Below are 21,180 nucleotides of genomic sequence, written 5' to 3'. Positions count from 1 at the left end.
CTCGTACGGTGACCGCGACCGCAACCAGTCCGGTGATCGTCGCTCGTACGGTGACCGTGACCGGAACCAGTCCGGTGATCGTCGCTCGTACGGTGACCGTGACCGGAACCAGTCCGGTGAGCGCCGTTCCTATGGTGACCGCGACCGGAACCAGTCCGGTGAGCGTCGTTCCTACGGTGACCGCGACCGGAACCAGTCAGGCGACCGCCGCTCTTACCCGCAGCGCGGTGGGGTCGAGCGCACGTACAACGAGTTCGCGCCCGTGCGCGAGCGCGTCCCGGAGCCTCCGCTGCCCGATGAGATCACCCCGAAGGACCTGCACTCCTCTGCGCGTAACGAGCTGAAGACGCTCAGCAAGGAGAACGCCGAACGCGTGGCCCGCCACCTGGCCATGGCCGCGCAGCTCATCGACGACAATCCCGAACTCGCGCACGAGCACGCACTCGCGGCATCCCGCCGGGCTGGTCGCGTCGCCGTGGTGCGCGAGACACTCGCGATCACCGCCTACGCCGTCGGCGACTTCGCGCTCGCGCTGCGCGAATTGCGCACGTACCGGCGCATCTCCGGCAACGATGACCAGATCGCCCTCATCGTCGACAGCGAGCGCGGTGTCGGACGTCCCGACCGCGCCCTCGAGGCCGGTCGCTCGGTCGACCGCGCGACGCTGCCCGTTCCGGTGCGCGTTGCCCTCGCGATCGCCATGTCAGGTGCACGCCTGGACCGTGATGAGACCGAACTTGCTCTCGGCGAGCTCGAGATCCCGGAACTCGACCCCGACCGTGCCTTCGAGTGGAGCCCTGCGCTGTTCAGCGCACGCGCTGCCGTGCTCGAAGACCTCGGGCGCCACGACGAGGCAGCATTTTGGACGCAGCGCGCCGAGGTCGCCGCCTCAGCTCTCGGGCTTGATGGCGACTTCGACGAGATGATCGTCGAGGACGGCCTCATCGAGGGCGACTTCCTCGATGACGATGTCCCAGACGCGCCGGCCGCTGAGGAGAACACCGGCGCCGCCTCCGAGCCCGACGCCGCCGACGAGGCTGAGTCTGACCAGGAGAGCGATGAGCAGGAGAACGAGGCCTGATGGGGCTGTTCCGCCGCGCCGCATCCGAGGTGACACCGCTCACCGGGCGAGATGTACTGCTTGCCGACCTCGACGGCGTCGTCTACGCAGGTCCCGGTGCCCTGCCCTACGCGATCGACAGTCTCAACCAGGCCGCTGAGAACGTGCGCCTCGGCTACATCACCAACAACGCCTCGCGTACGGATGCGTCGGTTGCCGAGCACCTGACCGAGCTGGGCCTCACGGTGAAGCCCGACGAGGTCGTCACCAGCCCACAGGCGGCGATGCGTCTCCTTGCTGGCATCGTGCCGGCTCCGGCGACGATCCTCATCGTCGGGGGAGAAGGCCTCGTCGTCGAGGCGGAGAAGGCGGGCTACACCGTCACCCGCAGCGCCGAGGACGCACCCGCCGCCGTCGTTCAGGGCTTCGCGCCTCATGTCGCCTGGACCGACCTCGCCGAGGCGGCCTTTGCGCTGCAGCTGCCCGAAGAAGAGGGCGGGATCCCCTGGATCTCCACCAATACCGACTGGACCATCCCACGCGAGCGCGGCGTCGCGCCGGGCAACGGGACGCTGGTCTCGGCCGTGCATACCGCGATTGGCCGGCTCTCGACCGTGGCGGGCAAGCCGGAGACGCCGATCTTCGAAGAGGCACTCGCGCGCTTCGGCGCTCAGAACGCTCTCTTCCTCGGCGATCGCCTCGACACTGACATCATGGGTGCCGACCGCGCGGGCATCGACTCCGCACTCGTCCTCACCGGCATCGATCGTCCCAAGCACGTCCTCGCCGCCCCGCAAGGGTCACGACCGACCTACATCCTCAGCGACCTGCGCGAACTGCACGAGCCCTACCCGCAGACCCGCGAGAAGGACGGCGTGTTCACCGTCGGCGGGGCATCCGTGCGCGTCGTGAACGCCGATGTGCAGATCCTCGCCGCCGGCGATTCGCAGATCAACCTGCTGCGCGCGGGTGCCGCGGCCATCTGGGCGACGGGCCTGGCGATCTACGCGTTCCGCGTGCCCGAAGCGCTGTACGCCGATCCTTTCCACAAGCCCTGAGCGCCGCTCAGGCAGCGCGCTGCACGCGGGTTAGAGTGGACGAATGGAGCACACGCGGGACGAGCCGACCGACGCGCTGTGGAGCCGCCTCCGCCTGATCGAAGGGCAACCGCTCGCAGACCGGGCCGCCGCGTACACCTCGGTGCATGACGAGCTCATGCGACGCCTGGAGAGCACTCCGAAGATCGACGGTCGCGACACGACACCGGGCTCCCGGTGACCCGGCTCGACGCCGCCCTCGCCGCGCGGGGACTCGCACGGTCGCGCACCCACGCCGCAACGCTCATCGCAGAGGGGCTTGTGCGCGTGAACGGACGCCCCATCGTCAAGGCATCCGCGCCCGTTGCTGACGACGCGACGATCACGGTCGACAGCAGCGACCACTACGTCAGCCGTGGTGCACACAAGCTCTTCGCCGCGCTCGACGGCTTCGGTATCGCCGTCGACGGCCGCGTGGCCCTCGACATGGGGGCGTCCACGGGGGGATTCACCCAGGTGCTTCGCGAACGCGGCGCCCGCCCTGTGCTGGCTGTCGACGTGGGCCACGGTCAGCTCGCCGCCGACATCGCCGCCGACCCCGAGGTGATCGCCGTTGAGGGGTACAACGTCCGCTACATGACCCGGGAGAACCTCGCGGAGGTCACCGGCGTGAGCGCACAGCCAGACGTCATCGTCGGCGATCTCTCCTTCATCTCCCTCGATCATGTGCTTCCCGCCGTCGCGGCGGTCGCCACGGCGACCTGCGATGTCGTGCTGCTGATCAAACCGCAGTTCGAGGTCGGTCGCACGGCCGTCCGCGGGGGCCTGGTCACCGATCCTACGGCGCGCGTCGATGCCGTCGAACGCACGCTGTGGAGTGCGAACGACGCGGGTCTCGGCATCCTCGGCATCCTGCCGTCACCGATCCTCGGCACGCACGGCAACGCCGAGTACCTGGTGCACCTCGCGCCCGGGCGCGGGGAGGATCCGACACAATGGACGCAGCAGATCGCACAGCTGGCAGGAGGACGATGAACGAGCGCAGCATCCTGGTCGTCGCCCATGCAGGCCGACCGGACACCGTGGCCGCCGCGCTCCGTGTCGTCGGCGCGTTGACCGCCGCAGGCGCCCGCCCCGTCCTCTCGCCGGAGGACCGTGACGACCTCATGGCGGTGGATCCGCGCTTCGCCGATGTCGCCGTGCTGGGTCGCGACGTGCCGCTGAGCGAGCTGGAGCTCGCGATCGTCCTCGGCGGCGACGGCACGATCCTGCGCGCGGCCGAACTCGTGCGCGACGGATCGGCTCCCGTGCTCGGCATCAACATGGGACATGTCGGCTTCCTCGCCGAGATCGACCGTGACGACATGGATGCCGCCGTGCACCGGGTGATCGCTCGCGACTACGAGGTCGAGGAGCGGCTCGCCCTGTCGGTGCGGGTCAAGGATGTCGAGGGCAACGTGGTCTACGAGACGTGGGCGCTGAACGAGGCGACCGTCGAGAAGGCCAGCCGCGAGCGGATGATCGAGGTCGTCGTCGAGATCGACGGACGCCCACTGTCGAGCTTCGGCTGCGATGGAATGGTCATCTCCACTCCCACGGGCTCCACCGCCTACAACTTCTCGGCCGGCGGTCCGGTGATTTGGCCCACCGTCGAGGCGATCGCCGTGGTGCCGCTGTCGGCACACGCCCTGTTCGCCAAGCCGCTGGTCGTGGGCCCCGAGGCATCCGTCGCGATCGAGATGCTGGAGCGGGCAGGCGGCACCGGCATCCTCTGGTGTGACGGTCGGCGCTCCTTCGACCTTCCGCTCGGCGCCCGCGTCGTGGCTCGACGCTCGTCGCGCCCGGTTCGCCTGGCGCGCCTGCATCCGACCGCGTTCACGAACCGCCTGGTGCGCAAGTTCCAGCTGCCGGTCGCGGGATGGCGAGGGCAGGGGGCGCAGGCGTGATCGACGAGATGCGCATTCGCGGTCTTGGCGTCATCGACGACGCGGTGCTGCCGCTCGGGCCGGGGTTCACCGCCGTGACGGGTGAGACGGGCGCCGGAAAGACCATGGTCGTCACCGGGCTCGGGCTGTTGCTCGGCGCGCGAGCCGATTCCGGCGCCGTGCGCGCCGGAGCCGCCCAGGCCTCGGTCGCCGGTGTCTGGCTGGTGCCCGCGGAAGGTGCCGTCGCCGACATTGTCACCGACGCCGGCGGCGAACTCGAGCCGGCCGGCGACGCCGCCGAGCTCTACGTCTCGCGCACCCTCACCGCCGAGGGGCGCAGCCGCGCCAGCGTCGGCGGGCGCGCCGCGCCCGCTGGTGTGCTGGCCTCGCTCGCCGAGGAACTCGTCGTCGTGCATGGGCAGTCCGAACAGCTGCGCCTGAAGTCGACGGCCGCGCAGCGTGACGCCCTGGACCGTTTCGGGGGTGAGCAGATCACCGCCGCGCGCTCGGCCTACGCCGAGGAGTACGCGCGCTGGCGCGAGCTGGATGCCGAGATCGTCGACCTGACCGAGAACCGCGATCGCCGCGCCGATGAAGCAGCGCGGTTGCGTGAGGCACTGGCCCAGATCGAGGCCGTCGATCCGCAGCCGGGGGAGGACGAGGCTCTCGCCGAGCGATCGGAGCGCCTGTCCAATGCCGAAGAGCTGCGCCTGGCGGCATCCGTCGCGCATGACGCGCTGTCGGGCGAAGACGACGTGCCCGATGTGCAATCGTTGCTGGCTGAGGCGCGTCGCGCCCTGGAGCGCGCGAACGATCCGGCGCTGTCCGGTGTCAGTGAGACGCTCACAGATCTCGGGTACCGGGTGGCGGATGCCGCGGGCCAGTTGTCGCAGTACCTGGCTGACCTGGACGAGTCCGGGCCGCACGAGCTCGCCGCGGTCGAGGAGCGCCGTGCGGCGCTCGGTGTGCTGACCCGCCAGCACGGCTCGCTCGATGAGGTGCTCGAACTCTGGCGCACCGGGTCTGACCGGCTGGCCGAACTCGACGACGACGGCGACCGCATCGAACGCCTGCAGGCGCAGGCCGTGGCGGTCCGCGCGCAGCTCGACGAGGCGGCTGCCACGCTGACCGCGGCCCGCACCGAGGCAGCCGCACGGCTGTCGGTGGCGGTGACCGAGGAACTGCACGCCCTGGCCATGCCCGATGCGCGGCTTGAGGTGCGGGTGTCGGAAGCGGCGGAGAGCACGCGCGGACGCGATGACGTCGCGATCCTGCTTGCCCCTCATCCGGGTGCGGAGCCGCGCCCCGTGGCGCGCAGCGCGTCGGGCGGCGAGCTGTCGCGCGTCATGCTGGCGATCGAGGTCGTGATCGCCGGCACAGACCCCGTGCCGACGTTCGTGTTCGATGAGGTGGATGCCGGCATCGGTGGCGCAGCGGCGATCGAGGTCGGCCGTCGTCTGGCGCGCCTCGCGGAGAACTCGCAGGTGATCGCCGTGACCCACCTCGCGCAGGTCGCCGCGTTCGCGTCGAATCACCTCTCGGTGGTGAAGGCCAACGATGGCACCGTGACGGCTTCGAGCGTCACCCGACTCGACGGCGATGCTCGTGAGGCAGAGATGGCTCGCCTGCTCTCCGGCCTGACCGACTCGGATGCGGCGCTCACGCACGCCCGCGAACTCCTCGCACTGCGCGAGGGCTGAGTCACGATGCGCGCGGCGGCGCGACCGAGGCGCGCACGACCGTGGGCATGGCGACGCTCTCGTGGCCGCGCTCACGGATCTCGAGGAGCATCTCCACCGAGAGTGCAGCCATCTCGGGATAGGGCAGGCGCGAGGTCGTGAGGCCGGGACGCAGATACTCGGCCAGCTCCTCGTCGTCGAAGGAGGCGACGGACACGTCGGCCGGTACCCGCAGACCGAGCTCGGACAGCGCCTGGTACGCGCCGAATGCCATGTTGTCGTTGCCGACAAGGATCGCGGTGATCTCAGGGTGCGCCGTCATCGCGCGCAGCGTCGTCTCGTAGCCGATCGCCGGGGACCACCCGTCGACCTCATAGACGATCGGGTGCACGCCGGCCTCGGCGAATGCCGCGTCAATGCCGCGGAAGCGCTCACCGATGCTCACGGACTCGGCGGGATCGTCGAGCACTTTCGGAATCGGGCCGATCAGCGCGATGTGGCGGTGGCCGGCATCGCTCAGCAGGCGCGCCATGGTGCCTCCCGCCGCACGTTCGGCCGGCACGACGCTGGGGTGATTCTCGCTCGTGCGCCCGTTGACGATGACGACAGGCAGATCTCGTGGCACCGGGGGCAGCTGGATCAGGCGGGCGTTCATCAGACCGACGAGGAGCCCGTCGACGCGGCGGTCGATCATCGACTGCACGGCTTCGCCGAGGAGATTCTCGTCGCCGCTCGTCTCGGCCATGAGCACGGTATGACCGTGGGCGCGTGCGGTTTCCAGGGCGCCGCGGATCATGCCGGAGGCGTAGCGCGTGACGGTCACTCGATCGGAGACGAAACCGATCGTGCGGGTCTTGCCCAGGCGCAGGCTCTGCGCGGCCGGATTCGGACGGTAGCCGAGTTCGGCGGCGGCCGCGCGGATGCGGTCGGCGGCATCTGCCGAGAGGCGCGACCCGGGGCGGTCGTTGAGCACCATGCTGACGGCCGTCTTCGACATGCCGGCACGCGCGGCGACGTCGGCGAGGGTGGGGCGGGTCTTGCGTGTGGCCATGGCTGCCTGATTCCCTCCGACGGTGTTCTGATCCTAGCCGGTTCGAGGGTTTTGCTGAATTAATTCAGCAAAACCCTTGTCCGTGCGGTGTCCATCGGGTTAGCATGCAGTGCTGAATCAATTTAGCAACTCAGTCAGGAGCAACATCGTGGTTGATCTCACCAGAAGAGCACTGCTCGGCGTCGCGGGTGTCGGCGCGCTGGGCGTCGCGTTGTCGTGGCCCCGGCTCACCGGAGCGGACATCCCCGGTCGCGGCGAGGACGTCCTCACCGTGGCCATCCTCGGCAACGCCCAGGACGCTGCCAGCCGGCAGGCCCTCGTCGAGGCGTTCCAGCGCGAACATCCCGATATCCCCGTCCGCATCCAGGCCATTCAGGGGCAGGACTGGAGCAACTACTTCGCGAAGATCCTCACCATGGTCGCCGCCGGTACCCCGCCGGATGTCGTGTCGGTGGCCACCGAGGGAACGCAGCTGTTCGCTTCACGCCTCGCCCACCCGCTTGATGAATACGTGCAGCGCGACGCCGCCGACATGGCGGAGTACTTCGCCGATGTACATCCGTCCCTGGTCGAAGCATTCATGTACCAGGGGAGCCTTTTCCAGCTGCCGATGGACTTCAATGCGGCGAACATCTACTACAACACCTCGGCGCTCGAGCGCGCGGGACTGGATCGCCCCTCCGAGAACTGGACGACGGACGAGTTCCTCACGGTGGCGCGCGCCATGAAGTCATCGGCCACAGGCAGCTTCCTGCCGTTCTTCTGGACCAACCGGCTCTGGGGCGGCGTCGTCCCGTGGTTGTACGCGAACAACACGAGTGTCCTCACCGAGGAGAAGGCGCGCGGCGGTGACTGGATGTGGTCGCAGTTCTACCCCACGGACGCCCCGCGCGGCGGCGGCTTCCTCTGGGAGGGGGCGGATGCGACCAACGAGCGCGCCGTGGAGAGCTTTGAGTTCCTCGAACAGCTCGTGCGCGAGGGGCTCGCGGCGAGCCCCGCACAGGGCGGCGGCAATGAACTCGTGTCGCGATTCGCGGAGGGCTCGATCGGTATGACGCCGGCCGGCGGCTTCTGGGTGCAGGGGCTCAAAGAGGGTGGCATGACGCCCGATGACTACGACGTCACCTACTTCCCGAAGATGCGCAGCCAGCGGGCGCAGTTCGGCACCGCCGGTTACGCCATCATGCGCACCTCGCAGCGCAAGGACGCCGCGTGGGAATGGATCAAGTTCTGCGCCTCGAAGAAGGGCATGCAGCTGACCATCCCGACGCCGAACACGACGCCTGCCCGCCGCTCGATGGTGAACGAATCGTTCTACCGCGGGGTGGGGCCGGCGCACTGGAAGGTGTTCTACGACACCCTCGACGCCTTCCCCGACTCCGCGCCCATTCCCGCGCCGCCCCAGCAGGCAGCGGTGGAGACGGCGCTGATCAAGAACGTCGTCTCCGCCATCACCCAGGGGCCCGACGGCGTCCGGCCCGGTCTCGCGACGATGCAGCGTGACCTCGAACTCGCACTGAAGGGACGCTGATGTCCACCACGACAACACGCACGGTCGTGCTCGGCGCTCGCCGGGTGCCCAAGCGGCGCACCAAAGGCAAGGGCCTGGTGCCGCTCTTCCTCGCGCCGACGGTGATCGGGCTCGGCATCTTCACGGTCGTGCCCATCATCGCCTCGTTCGTCCTCGCCTTCTTCCGCTGGGACATCATCACCGATCCCGAGTTCGTCGGCTTCGACAACTTCGCCGACATCCTTGTCGATCCCACGGTGCGGGTGTCCTTTCTGAACACGATCCTGTTCGTGATCGTCGCGGTGCTGCTGCAGTTGGCGCTCGCGCTGGGGCTCGCGGTGCTGGTGCAGTCCCGGATGCCGTCATGGCTGCGGGCGTTCTTCCGCTCATCGCTGTTCTTCCCGCTGATCCTCTCGGCAGCATCCGTCTCGCTGGTGATGGCCTATCTGTTCAACCAAGAGTTCGGTCTGGTCAATCAGATCCTCGGTGCTTTCGGCATCGCCAAGGTCGGGTGGCTGACAACCGGGTTCGGTGCGCAGGTCGTCACCGTGCTGGTGTACGTGTGGCAGAACTTCGGCTTCACCTTCCTGCTGTTCATCGGCGGCATCTCGTCGATCCCCAAGGAGGTCTACGAGGCGGCATCCATCGACGGTGCTACCGGCTGGAAGCAGTTCCGGCTGATCACGCTGCCGCTGATCAGCCCGACCATGCTCGTGGCCAGTGTGATGGCGATCATCAGCGCGCTGCAGATCTTCGACCAGCCGTACGTGCTCACCCGCGGTGGGCCAGGGGATTCGACCAGGACAGCCGTCATGGTGATCTACGAATCCGCCTTCCAGCAGCTCGAGTTCGGTCGCGCTTCGGCGATCGGCATCGTGCTGACCCTTCTGATCATGCTCGTCACCGCGCTGCAGTTCCGACTCAGCCGCCGATTCGTCTTCTACGGGTGAGGAACGACTGATGTCCACTGAACTGACCGCTCGCCGCCGCGCGCGGCTGCAACCGCTCGGCACGGCGGCGAAATACGTGCTGCTCATCGTCGCGGCCGCGCTCACGCTCGGCCCCGTGATCTGGACCGTGATCGCGTCATTGACGCCCAAGGATGCGGCGACAGGAGCGACCGAGTTCGGCTTCTCCGCCTACGCCGATGTGTTCACCAAGGTCGACTTCTGGCTGCTGGTGTGGAACAGCGTGCTCGTCACCGGACTCGTCGCCGGCGGCCAGATGCTGTCGGCGGCGATGGCCGGCTATGTGTTCGCCCGTTACGAGTTCCGCGGCAAGAACCTCACCTTCGGCGTCATCCTCGCGACGATGATGGTGCCGATGCAGGTGACGATCGTGCCGGTGTTCATGCTCATCCGGGGCATGGGGCTCGCGGACACCCTGCTCGCGCTGATCATCCCGGCGCTGCCGACCGCGTTCGGTACGTTCCTCATGCGGCAGTACTTCATGGGTATGCCCACCGAGCTCGGCGAGGCGGCCGAGATCGACGGGGCCGGGCCCTGGCGGGTGTTCTTCAGCGTCTACCTGCCGCTATCGACTCCCGGTCTCGCGATCGTCGGCATCCTCGCCTTCAACTACCACTGGAACGAGTTCTTCCGCCCGTTGATCATGACCATCAGCGAGCAGAACTTCACGCTGCCACTCGGGCTCGTGACGCTGCAGGGCAATCTCGGAACGGGCAGTGTCTCGACCGTCCTCGCGGGCGTCGTGCTGTCGATGATCCCGGCGCTCATCGTGTTCATCTTCGGCCAGCGTCCGCTGCGCGAGGGCCTGACCGCGGGGAGCGGCAAGTGACCGGGATCGACCTCGATCTGCCGCGGCTGCACATCCGACCCGCATCCGGGTGGCTCAACGACCCGAACGGGGTGGGGCTGGTCGACGGCGTGTATCACGTGTTCTTCCAGTTCAACCCGGCGGCGCCCGTGCATGGCGACATCCACTGGGGGCACGTCACATCGCGAGACCTGCTGCACTGGGACGAGCAGCCGGTTGCGCTCGCCCCCCGAGCGGGCGGCGTGGATGGCGTCGGATGCTGGAGTGGGTCGATGCTCATCGACGACGGCGTGCCCACCCTGCTGTACACGGCGGTGGCGAGCGAACCTGGTTCTGCCGGTGTCGTACGAGCCACGCCCACAGACCCCGAGCTGCGCTCATGGTCCGCCGGGGAGCGGCTCATCCCCGGGTCGGCTGATCCTGCCGAACTCGAAGTGCGCGATCCGGTGGTGTTCACCCTCGGTGGCCATCGGTACGCCGCACAGGGAGCGGGCGCGCGCGGGGGGAACGGCCGCATCGAGGTCTACGCCTGCGACGACCTGAACCGCTGGGAGCCGCGCGGGGTCCTGCTGGACGGCACCGATCCGGTCGCCGCGACGCTCGGCCCCTCGAACATCTGGGAGTGCCCCAACCTGTTCGCCCTCGATGGGCGCTGGGTGCTGCTGTACTCGGTGTGGCGGGACGCCACCGGGCCCGTGCGCGAGGATGCCGTCGCCTGGCTGGTCGGTGACCTGGACGACACCGCGGACGGGCCGCGGTTCCGCCCAGAGCGCGCCGGGTTCCTCGACGCCGGAACCACCTTCTACGCCCCGCAAGTGATGTCAGACGGCACACGCTCGCTGATGTGGGGGTGGCTCAGAGAACCAGAGGGCGACACGCATGCCGAGGCGGCCGGCTGGTCGGGCGCGCTCAGCCTGCCGCAGGAGCTCTACATCGACCAGGCCGGCGCGCTGAGGGCGCGCCCGGCCGCGGAGTTGATCGGCCTGCGCCGCGGCGGGATCAGCCCTGACGCCGGCGGTGCCATTGCGGCATCCGCTTTCGAGGTCGACGGGCGCACCGCGGCAGTGGAGTTGTGGCTCGGTGACGAGCAGGTGTTCGTGCACCGAGGGGATCCCGTGTCGCTGCGCATCTTCGTCGACGGCAGTGTGGTCGAAGCGTTCGTGGACGGCCGGGCGACCTACTCCACTCGGGCCTACCCGAGCGACGGAGGTGCTTGGCGATTGATCGGCGGCGAGGGGACGCAGCTCTGGGAGCTGGGAGCGGACTGAGCATCCGCTCCCGGCATCCGGGATCTGGCCGACTCCCGTTTCGAACTGATAGGATCGAAGCCCGTGATGAACTCTTCAGACGCGGGGCCCCAGAACGACACCACCAAGCACATTTTTGTGACGGGCGGTGTCGTTTCGTCTTTGGGTAAGGGCCTGACGGCGGCCAGCCTCGGCAACCTGCTCACCGCTCGCGGACTGCGCGTCGTGATGCAGAAGCTCGACCCGTATCTGAACGTCGACCCGGGAACGATGAACCCGTTCCAGCATGGTGAGGTCTTCGTCACCGATGACGGCGCCGAGACCGATCTCGACATCGGACACTACGAGCGCTTCCTCGACATCAACCTGTCGCAGGCGGCCAACGTGACCACCGGCCAGATCTACTCGCAGGTCATCGCGCGCGAGCGCCGCGGCGAGTACCTTGGTGACACCGTGCAGGTCATCCCGCACATCACCGACGAGATCAAGCGCCGCATGCGCCTGCAGGCGACCGAAGAGCCGCGCCCCGACGTCATCATCACCGAGGTCGGCGGCACCGTCGGCGACATCGAGTCGCAGCCCTTCCTCGAGTCGGCCCGTCAGCTTCGTCACGAGCTCGGCCGCAACAACGTCTTCTTCGTGCATGTCTCGCTGGTGCCGTTCATGGGCGCCTCGGGCGAGCAGAAGACCAAGCCCACGCAGCACTCCGTCGCCGCGCTCCGCCAGGTCGGCATCCAGCCGGACGCGCTCGTGCTGCGCAGCGACCGCCCGGTCAGCGAGAGCAACATGAACAAGATCGCTCTCATGTGTGACGTCGACCTCGAAGGTGTCGTGAACACGGTCGATCTGCCGTCGATCTACGACATCCCCTCGACGCTGAACGAGCAGGGCCTCGACTCCTACATCGTGGGCCGCTTGGGTCTGGACGCGAAGGCCGCCGACGTCGACTGGACGCGCTGGAACAAGGTGCTGCACGCCGTGCACAACCCCAAGCACGAGGTCACGATCGGCCTGGTCGGCAAGTACATCGACCTGCCCGACGCATACCTGTCGGTGACCGAGGCTCTCAAGGCCGGCGGCTTCGCTCAGGAGACCAAGGTCAACATCCGGTGGATCCCCTCCGACCTGTGCGAGACGCCCGAGGGCGCACGTGAGCAGCTGTCGCAGCTCGACGGCATCTGCGTGCCCGGCGGGTTCGGCATCCGCGGCATCGAGGGCAAGCTCGGTGCGCTGAAGTTCGCGCGCGAGCAGGGCATCCCCACGCTCGGACTGTGCCTGGGCCTGCAGTGCATGGTGATCGAATACGCCCGTGACGTGGCAGGCATCGCCGGTGCCTCGTCCAGCGAGTTCGACCCCGACACCACCGAGCCGGTCATCGCGACGATGGCCGAGCAGGTCGAGATCCTCGACGGCGGCGACCTCGGCGGCACCATGCGTCTGGGCCTGTACGAGGCGGCGCTCGCCGAGGACTCGCTGGCCCGTGACCTGTACGGCTCGGAGCGCGCGGAGGAGCGTCACCGCCACCGGTACGAGGTCAACAACGCCTACCGTGCTCGCCTCGCCGATGCCGGCCTGGTCTTCTCCGGTCTGAACCCCGAGCTCGACCTCGTCGAGTACGTCGAGCTGCCGCGCGACGTGCACCCGTTCTACATCGCCACCCAGGCGCACCCCGAGCTGCGTTCCCGTCCGACGTCGCCGCACCCGCTGTTCCGTGGCCTTGTCGGCGCCGCGATCGACCGTCACAACGCCAGCGAGCTGTTCAGCGAAGATGACTGACGCGTCCGCCCTACGTGACGAGCCGTTCGACCCTCGGGTCATCCAGAGCGAGCTCGTCCACCAGGGCTACGTGTGGGATGTCCGCTCGGATCGTTTCGCCTACGGCGACGGCGAGATCGTGCGCGAGTACGTCGCGCACACGGGCGCGGTCGCCGTGGTGGCGCTGGATCAGCGGGAGCGGGTGCTGCTGATCCAGCAGTACCGGCATCCGATCCGGCACCGCGACTGGGAGCTGCCCGCCGGGCTGCTCGACGTCGCCGGTGAGGAGCCGCTGGCGGCGGCGCAGCGGGAGCTGGCAGAAGAAGCAGATCTCGTCGCGCGCGACTGGCGGCTACTGGTGTCGTCGTGGACGACGCCGGGCGGCAACGACGAGATGATCCACGTGTTTCTCGCCACCGGTGTGAGCGCAGCGTCGGCCGCCCACGACCGTGAGGACGAAGAGGCCGACATCCGCACCGAGTGGGTCGCGCTGTCGGATGCCGTCGACGCGGTGCTCTCCGGACGGATGCACAACGGCATCCTCACCATCGGCGTGCTCGCCACCGAGCGTGTGCTCGCCACCGAGCGTGTGCTCGCGGCCGAGCGGCGGGCCACGGCGGGGGAGTAGCCGTGCGGCTCGATCGTGCCCTGGACGCCTACCTGCGCCACGTCACGATCGAGCGCGGTCTGTCGGCGCACACCGTCGCGGCCTACCGGCGCGATCTCGACGGCTACCTCGACTGGCTGAGCGGGCAGGGCATCGCTGACACCTCGGCTGTGACACCGGCGCTCGTGGGTGCCTTCATCGCCGAGCGCGCGGGTGCCGATCCGTCGCCGGCAGCGACAAGCCTGGCCCGCCTGCAGTCCTCCGTGCGCGGCTGGCATCGCTTCCTCGCCCGGGAGGGCATCGAACAGGATGATCCGACGGGCAGGCTTCGCCCACCCAAGACGCCGCGCCGCCTGCCCAAGGCGCTCACGATCGAGCAGGTCGAGCGCCTGCTCGCCGCTCCCTCGGCAGACGACCCGCTCGGCATCCGGGATCGGGCCCTGCTCGAGCTGCTGTATGCGACCGGCGCGCGGATTTCCGAGGCGGTGTCGCTCGACGTCGACGACCTCGCTCACGGTGAGGTGCTGCGTCTGCGGGGCAAGGGCGACAAGGAGCGCATCGTGCCCGTGGGGTCGTATGCGCGATCGGCCGTCGACGCGTACTTGACCCGGGTGCGGCCGGGTCTTTCCGTCAAAGGGGCGGCGACGCCTCGGTTGTTCCTCGGGGCGCGGGGCGCTCCACTGTCGCGGCAGAGCGCGTGGCTGATCATCCGGGCAGCGGCGCAGGCCGCGCAGATCACCGCAGAGGTGTCGCCGCACACGCTGCGGCACTCCTTCGCCACCCACCTGCTGCAGGGCGGCGCCGACGTGCGCGTCGTGCAGGAACTCCTCGGCCATGCCTCCGTGGCGACCACGCAGATCTACACGCACGTGTCGGTCGACGCGCTGCGCGACGTGTACGCCACATCGCACCCCCGCGCCCGCTGACCCGCGTGGCCTCAGGCGGCGGCGCACCCGCTCCCGTTAGACTCGTCCAAGCACGGAAGGCAGGAAACGGTGGCGCAGAAAGCGACGAAGTCCAGGGCGGCGACCTCGAAGGGTGACGACACCCCGATCGGGCCCACCGGGCGTCCCTATCAGGGCTTCGCGACTCCCGAGCCGCTGGCATCGCATGGGCCCGCGCGCATCATCGCGCTGTGCAACCAGAAGGGTGGCGTCGGCAAGACCACGACGTCGATCAACCTGGCCGCCGCCCTCGCCGAATACGGGCGCAAGGTGCTCGCGGTCGACTTCGACCCGCAGGGTGCGCTGTCGGCCGGCCTCGGCATCCCCACCCACGACGTGCCCACCGTCTACGACCTGCTGCTGGACACCAAGCGTGACCCGCACGACGCGATCGTGCCGTCGTCGACACCGGGCCTCGACGTGCTGCCCGCGAACATCGACCTCTCCGCCGCCGAGGTGCACCTGGTGAACGAGGTGGCCCGCGAGACGATCCTCTCGCGCGTGCTGCGTCAGGTCTCGGGTGAGTACGACGTCATCCTCATCGACTGCCAGCCCTCCCTGGGGCTGCTCACCGTGAACGCGCTGACCGCTGCGCACGGCGTGCTGATTCCGCTCGAGAGTGAGTTCTTCGCACTGCGCGGCGTCGCTTTGCTCATCGAGACCATCGACAAGGTGCGCGACCGGCTCAACCCGTCGATCACGCTCGACGGTCTGCTCGTGACGATGTACGACCCGCGCACCCTGCACTCGCGTGAGGTGCTCGAGCGAGTCGTCGAGGCCTTCGGTGACGACGTGCTCGAGACGGTGATCGGTCGGACCGTGAAGTTCCCGGACGCGACGGTCTCCGGCGTCCCCATCACCGAGTTCGCGCCCGAGCACGCCGCCGCCCAGGCGTACCTGCGACTGGCGCGGGAGCTGGTCGCCCGTGGCGCTGTCGCCTGAGCAGGAGTCTCCTGCCGGGTTTCAGGTCGCGCTGTCGAACTTCGACGGCCCCTTCGATCTGCTGCTCTCGCTCATCTCGAAGCACGAGATGGACATCACCGAGGTCTCACTCAGCCGGGTCACCGACGAGTTCATCTCGTATCTGAAGCAGCTCGGTCCGGATGAAGAGCTCGACCAGGCGTCGGAGTTTCTCGTGGTGGCCGCGACGCTGCTCGACATGAAGGTCGCCGGTCTGCTGCCGCAGGGCGAGCTGGTGGATGCTGAATCCGTCGCACTGCTCGAAGCCCGTGACCTGCTGTTCGCCCGCCTGCTGCAGTACCGCGCGTTCAAAGAGGTCTCGGCATGGTTCGCGCGCAGTCTGCAGCGCGAGGATCGTCGCCACGTGCGAGCGGTGCCGCTCGACGAGAAGCATCGTCGACGCACACCCGAGCTCGTCTGGTCGCTCAGCGTCGATGATTTCGCGGCTCTGGCATTGCTGGCGTTCGCGCCGAAAGAGATCCCTTCCGTGGGACTCGACCACCTGCACGCGCCGCTGGTCAGCATCCGCGAACAGGCGGCGGTCGTGGTGACGCTGCTGCGCAGCACCGAGTCGTTGACGTTCCGCGAGTTGGTCTCGGGGGTGGCCGAGCCCGGCATCGTGGTCGCGCGGTTCATCTCGGTGCTCGAGCTGTACCGTCATGCGGCGCTGTCATTCGAACAACTGGAACCGCTGGGCGAGCTGACGCTGCGGTGGTCGGCCGAGAGCTGGTCGGATGAGCAGCTGGCCACGTTGGGAGCCGACTATGACCGATGAGACGACGAGCGACCCGCAGGGAGCGAGGATGGCCGAGGATGCCGAGGTGCGCACCGACGGTGTGATGGATGCACCCCTGACCGAGAAGCTCGAGGCGATCCTGCTGATCCTCGACGAGCCGCTGGGCCTGGTCGCGCTCGCGGCCGCCGTGAGCGCTCCGGTCGCCGCGGTGCGGCAGGCGCTGGAGACCCTCGTCGATGACTACGACGGTCGCGGTCACGGCCCGCGGCGCGGATTCGAGCTGCGCGAAGTCGGTGGGGGCTGGCGGCTGTACGTGCGCGAGGACCATGACGGCCTCGTCGCGGAGTTCGTCGGCGGGCAGGCGCCGGCGCGTCTGTCGCAGGCGGCGCTGGAGACCCTGGCGGTGATCGCGTACAAGCAGCCGATCACGCGCGGTCAGGTTGCGTCGATCCGTGCGGTCAACGTCGACTCGGTCGTCCGCACCCTGCTCGCCCGTGGGCTGATCACCGAACTGTTCGCCGACGCCGAGACCGGCGCCATCAACTACGGCACGACCGATGCCCTGCTCGAGCACTTGGGCATTAACGGGCTCGACGAACTGCCGCCGATCTCACCGTTGCTGGACGATGGTGCAGACGGTTTCGAGGAAGGACTCACCCGATGACCGCTGACACCCCCGCACCCGAGGGTGTGCGTCTGCAGAAGGCGCTCGCCAATGCCGGTGTGGCCTCGCGCCGCGTGGTCGAGCAGTACATCGTCGAGGGACGCATCCGCGTGAACGGCACGACCGTCACCGAGCTCGGCACCCGGATCGACCCCGAGAACGACCTGATCGACGTCGACGGCACGGCCGTGCAGCTCGACGTCTCCAAGCGCTACGTCATGCTGAACAAGCCCACCGGCGTGGTCAGCACCATGCGTGACGAGAACGGGCGACCCGATCTGCGCCGGTTCACGAAGGACTGGGACGAGCGGCTCTACAACGTCGGCCGCCTGGATGCCGAGACCAGCGGTCTGCTCATCCTCACCAACGACGGCGACCTCGCGCATGTGCTCGCACACCCATCGTTCGGGGTGACGAAGGTGTACATCGCCCGCGTCAGCGGCACCGTCACCGCGCAGACGATCGCGACGCTCACGCGGGGCATCGAGCTGGAAGACGGACCGATCGCGGCCGACAAGGCGCGACTGCTGGATGCCTCGCGCGGCGAGAGCCTGGTGGAGCTCACCCTGCATTCCGGGCGCAACCGCATCGTGCGGCGCATGATGGCTGCGGTGGGGCATCCGGTGACCGAGCTCGTGCGGCGCCAGTTCGGCCCGCTGCACCTGGGAACGCTCCCTGCGGGCAAGGCCAGGGAGCTGACTAAAATCGAACGTGGCGCACTGCTGACTCTGGCGCGCCAGGATTCCCAGGCATCGCCGGGCCCCGAAGAGCACAGCATGCAGGAGAACGAGTGAGCGATTCCACAGGGACGCGCGCGACGAAGGTCGCGTCGCGGCTTTCGGGCACCGTGCGGGTCGTCGGTGCGGGGCTGCTCGGCTCCAGCATCGGGCACGCCCTGCGGGCGAAGGGCATCGACGTCGCCCTGGCGGATGCCTCGCCGGCCCAGCTGAGGCTCGCGATCGACTATGGCGCCGGGCGTGCGGCAGCGGCCGGTGACGACCCCGCGGTGGTCGTGGTGGCCGTACCGCCCGACGTCGTCGCCGATGTCATCGAGCAGGAGCTGCGCACGCATCCGGATGCTGTCGTCACCGACGTGGCGAGCGTCAAGCTCGAGCCGCTGCGTGAACTCGAGCGTCGAAGGGTCGATCTGACCCGGTACATCGGTTCGCATCCGCTCGCGGGTCGTGAGCGCGGTGGCGCGATCTCGGCACGCGCCGACCTGTTCATCGGCCGGCCGTGGGTGGTCTGCCGTGACGAGGAGACGCGCGCCGCCGACCTGTCGCTGGTTGAGGCGCTCGCCCTGGAGCTCGGTGCCACGCCGCTGGAGATGACGCCCGAAGAGCACGACCGTTCCGTCGCGCTCACCTCGCACGTACCGCAGGTGATCGCGAGCCTGCTCGCCGCGCGGCTGGCCGATGCCGAGGAGGGCGCGCTGCGCCTGACCGGTCAGGGCCTGCGCGACACCACCCGCATCGCGGCATCCGCTCCGGAGCTGTGGGTGCAGATCCTCGGGGCGAACGCGGCGCCGGTGGTCGAGATCCTGGAGGCCTTCGCCGACGACCTGCGTGAGGTTGCGGGCGCGCTGCGCGCACCGGATGCCGCGGGTGCCCGCCGTACGCTCGCAGACGCGATCCGGCACGGCAACGACGGCGTTGAGCGGCTGCCGGGCAAGCACGGCCAGAACCGCCGTTTCGAGACTCTTGTCGTGATGGTCGACGACACCGCCGGCCAGCTTGGTCGCCTGTTCGGCGAGCTCGGTGAACTGGGCGTGAACGTGGAAGATCTGCGTCTCGAGCACTCGCCGGGCGCACAGTTCGGTCTCGCGGAGATCAGCGTGGAGCCGGCGGCCCTGCGCGGCGCGATCGAAGGACTGGAAGAACGTGGATGGCGGATTGCGGGGAACACGAATGACTGACCCTTCGACAGGCTCAGGGACCCATTCGACAAGCTCAGGGACCCATTCGACAGGCTCAGGGACCCCCTCGACAAGCTCAGGGACCCAGAGCGTCGACTTCATCGCGATCGACGGCCCGGCCGGCTCCGGCAAGTCGAGCGTGTCGAAGGCGATCGCCCGGCGACTGGGGGCCGGCTACCTCGACACCGGCGCCGCGTACCGTGCGCTGGCATGGCACGTGCTCGAGCGCGGTGCGGACACCGCGGATGCCGATGCCGTGCGCTCTGCGGCATCCGTCTTCCCCCTGCGTCAAGCACTCGACCCCGACGACCGGCGCGTGTTCGTCGGTGACGTCGAGGTGACCGACGCGATCCGTGAACCGCGGGTCTCGGCCGCGGTGAGCGGCGTCGCCCGCGTGCCCGAGGTGCGCGTGCAGGTCAACGAGCTGTTCCGTCGCGTCGTCGCCGAGGCACCCTACCCGGCCGTCATCGTCGAAGGGCGTGACATCACCACCGTGGTCGCCCCGGATTCGCCCGTGCGCATTCTGCTGACCGCGGCCCCCGAGGTGCGCGCTGCGCGCCGTGCCGGCGAACTCGCCGGCGAGAACGCCGCTGCCGTGGCTGAGGCGCTGCACAAGCGCGACGCCAGCGACAGCGCCGTGGTCGACTTTCTCACCGCCGCACCCGGCGTTGACGTGGTCGACTCGACCGAACTGGACTTCCCCCAGACCATCGACGCCGTGCTCACGGTGATCGAGCGACGTCGTGGGGCGGAAAGAGGAGCACACAATGGCTGACGACGAGTACGAAGGCGCGCCCGACCAGCTCGCCGAGCGGATGGCGGAGCTCGACGAGTCTCTCGCCGAGCAGAAGGCCGAGGTCATGCGCGCCTCGCTGGCCGATTACGAGCTCGACGAGGAGGACGCCGATCTTCTCGATGGCGTCACTCTCGGTGAAGACGGCATCGAGTACCTTCCGGCCCTGCCGGTCGTCGCGATCGTGGGGCGACCGAACGTCGGCAAGTCGGCGCTCGTGAACCGTATCCTCGGGCGCCGCGAGGCCGTCGTCGAGGACACGCCCGGTGTCACCCGCGACCGTGTCACGTACAAGGCCGAGTGGAACGACCGGCGGTTCTCGCTGGTCGACACCGGCGGCTGGGAGCCGGATGCCAAGGGCATCGACCGCTCTGTGGCAGCCCAGGCCGAGGTCGCGATCGACCTGGCTGACTTGGTGTTGTTCGTCGTGGATGCGATGGTCGGGGCGACCTCGACCGACGAGCACGTCGTGCGTCTGCTGCGCAAGAGCGGCAAGTCGGTGTTCCTCGTCGCGAACAAGATTGACGACGCCCGCCAGGAGCCCGAAGCGGCGCCGCTGTGGAACCTGGGGCTCGGCGAGCCATACCCGGTCTCGGCGATCCACGGTCGCGGTGTCGCCGACCTGCTCGATGCCGTGATGGAGAAGCTGCCCGAGGTGTCGGCGGTCGCCGGTCACGAGATCGGTGGTCCGCGTCGCGTGGCGATCCTCGGGCGTCCGAATGTCGGCAAGTCCTCGCTGCTGAACAAGGCGGCGGGGGAGGAGCGCGTGGTCGTCAACGACCTCGCCGGCACCACGCGTGACCCGGTGGACGAGATCGTCGAGCTCGGCGGCAAGCTGTGGCGGTTCGTCGACACCGCCGGCATCCGTCGCCGGGTGCACCTGCAGCACGGCGCCGACTTCTATGCCTCGTTGCGCACCTCCGCCGCGCTCGAGAAGGCGGAGGTCGCGGTCGTCGTCATCGACGTGAGCCAGTCGATCAGCGTGCAGGACCTCAACATCATCGACATGGTGCTCGAGTCGGGGCGCGCCCTGGTGCTGGCGTTCAACAAGTGGGACGTGCTGAACACCCCCGAGTACGAGAACCAGGATCGTCGCCGCTACCTCGAGCGCGAGATCGAACAGGATCTCGCGCACGTGGCGTGGGCGCCCCGGGTGAACATCTCGGCGAAGACGGGTCGTCACCTCGACAAGCTCGTGCCGGCGCTGGAGACGGCGCTGGAGAACTGGGACCGTCGCATCCCGACCGGCAAGTTCAACGCGTTCCTCACCGAACTCGTCGCCGCCCACCCGCACCCGCTGCGTGGTGGCAAGCAGCCGCGCATCCTGTTCGGTACGCAGGCGTCGACGCGTCCGCCGACATTCGTGCTCTTCACGACCGGGTTCCTCGACCCCGGCTACCGCCGATTCATCCAGCGCCGCCTGCGCGAGCTGTACGACTTCGAGGGCACCCCGATCGTGATCAACATGCGGGTCAGGGAGCGGCGCCAGCGGTAGCAGGTCGGTCGCCGGCTGAGCGATAA

Annotated in this window: 20 protein-coding genes and 1 pseudogene; 20 read left to right on the top strand and 1 reads right to left on the bottom strand. The window is 68.7% G+C overall.

Annotated elements, in window-relative coordinates:
- The 6 genes and pseudogenes from WDU93_RS14155 to recN all read left to right on the top strand — a co-directional run.
- Nucleotides 1-1,081, top strand: a pseudogene (locus WDU93_RS14155) (primosomal protein); the annotation flags it as partial.
- Nucleotides 1,081-2,118, top strand: a complete 1,038-nt coding sequence (locus WDU93_RS14150; protein ID WP_337321771.1) for an HAD-IIA family hydrolase — start codon at nucleotides 1,081-1,083, stop codon at nucleotides 2,116-2,118. The pseudogene WDU93_RS14155 and the gene WDU93_RS14150, both read left to right, overlap by 1 nt.
- 43 nt (nucleotides 2,119-2,161) lie before the next feature.
- The gene (locus tag WDU93_RS14145) at nucleotides 2,162-2,338 is read left to right on the top strand and encodes a hypothetical protein (protein ID WP_337321769.1); all 177 of its coding nucleotides are present in this window, start codon (nucleotides 2,162-2,164) and stop codon (nucleotides 2,336-2,338) included.
- Nucleotides 2,335-3,132 carry a TlyA family RNA methyltransferase gene (locus WDU93_RS14140; RefSeq protein ID WP_337321768.1) on the top strand — a complete coding sequence of 266 codons (798 nt, stop codon included), beginning with the start codon at nucleotides 2,335-2,337 and terminating at the stop codon, nucleotides 3,130-3,132. Before WDU93_RS14145 ends, WDU93_RS14140 begins: the two co-directional genes overlap by 4 nt.
- Complete coding sequence (locus WDU93_RS14135; protein ID WP_337321766.1) at nucleotides 3,129-4,043, top strand: NAD kinase; 915 nt, start codon at nucleotides 3,129-3,131, stop codon at nucleotides 4,041-4,043. Before WDU93_RS14140 ends, WDU93_RS14135 begins: the two co-directional genes overlap by 4 nt.
- The gene (gene recN / locus WDU93_RS14130; RefSeq protein WP_337321764.1) at nucleotides 4,040-5,722 is read left to right on the top strand and encodes a DNA repair protein RecN; all 1,683 of its coding nucleotides are present in this window, start codon (nucleotides 4,040-4,042) and stop codon (nucleotides 5,720-5,722) included. Before WDU93_RS14135 ends, recN begins: the two co-directional genes overlap by 4 nt.
- 1 nt (nucleotide 5,723) lies before the next feature.
- On the opposite strand, the gene WDU93_RS14125 is transcribed toward recN, so the two are convergent.
- Entirely contained in the window at nucleotides 5,724-6,752 is a 1,029-nt protein-coding gene (locus WDU93_RS14125; RefSeq protein WP_337321763.1) for a LacI family DNA-binding transcriptional regulator, read from the bottom strand.
- 148 nt (nucleotides 6,753-6,900) lie between these two features.
- Between WDU93_RS14125 and WDU93_RS14120 the strand changes: the two genes are divergently transcribed.
- The 14 genes from WDU93_RS14120 to der all read left to right on the top strand — a co-directional run bounded on the left by WDU93_RS14120 (nucleotide 6,901) and on the right by der (nucleotide 21,154).
- Nucleotides 6,901-8,283 carry an ABC transporter substrate-binding protein gene (locus tag WDU93_RS14120; RefSeq protein WP_337321761.1) on the top strand — a complete coding sequence of 461 codons (1,383 nt, stop codon included), beginning with the start codon at nucleotides 6,901-6,903 and terminating at the stop codon, nucleotides 8,281-8,283.
- Entirely contained in the window at nucleotides 8,283-9,212 is a 930-nt protein-coding gene (locus tag WDU93_RS14115; protein WP_337321759.1) for a carbohydrate ABC transporter permease, read from the top strand. The genes WDU93_RS14120 and WDU93_RS14115 overlap by 1 nt, the downstream gene beginning before the upstream one ends.
- Before the next feature lie 10 nt (nucleotides 9,213-9,222).
- On the top strand, nucleotides 9,223-10,059 hold the full coding sequence (locus WDU93_RS14110) for a carbohydrate ABC transporter permease (RefSeq protein ID WP_337321757.1): 837 nt from the start codon (nucleotides 9,223-9,225) through the stop codon (nucleotides 10,057-10,059).
- Complete coding sequence (locus tag WDU93_RS14105) at nucleotides 10,056-11,306, top strand: glycoside hydrolase family 32 protein (RefSeq protein ID WP_337321754.1); 1,251 nt, start codon at nucleotides 10,056-10,058, stop codon at nucleotides 11,304-11,306. The genes WDU93_RS14110 and WDU93_RS14105 overlap by 4 nt, the downstream gene beginning before the upstream one ends.
- 66 nt (nucleotides 11,307-11,372) lie before the next feature.
- A complete protein-coding gene (locus WDU93_RS14100; RefSeq protein WP_337321776.1) occupies nucleotides 11,373-13,061 on the top strand; it encodes a CTP synthase in 1,689 nt (562 codons plus the stop codon).
- Nucleotides 13,054-13,668 carry an NUDIX hydrolase gene (locus tag WDU93_RS14095; protein ID WP_337321751.1) on the top strand — a complete coding sequence of 205 codons (615 nt, stop codon included), beginning with the start codon at nucleotides 13,054-13,056 and terminating at the stop codon, nucleotides 13,666-13,668. Before WDU93_RS14100 ends, WDU93_RS14095 begins: the two co-directional genes overlap by 8 nt.
- Nucleotides 13,669-13,670: 2 nt before the next feature.
- Nucleotides 13,671-14,573 (top strand): site-specific tyrosine recombinase XerD, encoded by a 903-nt coding sequence (gene xerD, locus WDU93_RS14090; RefSeq protein WP_337321749.1) that lies wholly within the window; start codon nucleotides 13,671-13,673, stop codon nucleotides 14,571-14,573.
- Between the two features lie 69 nt (nucleotides 14,574-14,642).
- Entirely contained in the window at nucleotides 14,643-15,533 is an 891-nt protein-coding gene (locus tag WDU93_RS14085; RefSeq protein WP_337321747.1) for a ParA family protein, read from the top strand.
- The gene (locus WDU93_RS14080; protein WP_337321745.1) at nucleotides 15,517-16,326 is read left to right on the top strand and encodes a segregation and condensation protein A; all 810 of its coding nucleotides are present in this window, start codon (nucleotides 15,517-15,519) and stop codon (nucleotides 16,324-16,326) included. The genes WDU93_RS14085 and WDU93_RS14080 overlap by 17 nt, the downstream gene beginning before the upstream one ends.
- A 28-nt stretch (nucleotides 16,327-16,354) precedes the next feature.
- Nucleotides 16,355-16,951: an SMC-Scp complex subunit ScpB gene (scpB, locus tag WDU93_RS14075; protein WP_337321774.1), complete on the top strand. Its 597-nt coding sequence runs from the start codon at nucleotides 16,355-16,357 to the stop codon at nucleotides 16,949-16,951.
- Nucleotides 16,948-17,745, top strand: a complete 798-nt coding sequence (locus WDU93_RS14070) for a pseudouridine synthase (protein WP_337321743.1) — start codon at nucleotides 16,948-16,950, stop codon at nucleotides 17,743-17,745. The genes scpB and WDU93_RS14070 overlap by 4 nt, the downstream gene beginning before the upstream one ends.
- A complete protein-coding gene (locus WDU93_RS14065) occupies nucleotides 17,742-18,866 on the top strand; it encodes a prephenate dehydrogenase (RefSeq protein ID WP_337321741.1) in 1,125 nt (374 codons plus the stop codon). The genes WDU93_RS14070 and WDU93_RS14065 overlap by 4 nt, the downstream gene beginning before the upstream one ends.
- Complete coding sequence (cmk, locus tag WDU93_RS14060) at nucleotides 18,859-19,641, top strand: (d)CMP kinase (protein WP_337321739.1); 783 nt, start codon at nucleotides 18,859-18,861, stop codon at nucleotides 19,639-19,641. Before WDU93_RS14065 ends, cmk begins: the two co-directional genes overlap by 8 nt.
- Nucleotides 19,634-21,154 carry a ribosome biogenesis GTPase Der gene (gene der / locus WDU93_RS14055; RefSeq protein ID WP_337321737.1) on the top strand — a complete coding sequence of 507 codons (1,521 nt, stop codon included), beginning with the start codon at nucleotides 19,634-19,636 and terminating at the stop codon, nucleotides 21,152-21,154. The genes cmk and der overlap by 8 nt, the downstream gene beginning before the upstream one ends.
- The last annotated feature ends 26 nt before the right edge of the window (nucleotides 21,155-21,180 follow it).

This window comes from Microbacterium istanbulense (assembly GCF_037204145.1).
Taxonomy (GTDB): Bacteria; Actinomycetota; Actinomycetes; order Actinomycetales; family Microbacteriaceae; genus Microbacterium; species Microbacterium istanbulense.
This window is presented reverse-complemented; position numbering and strand designations above follow the sequence as displayed.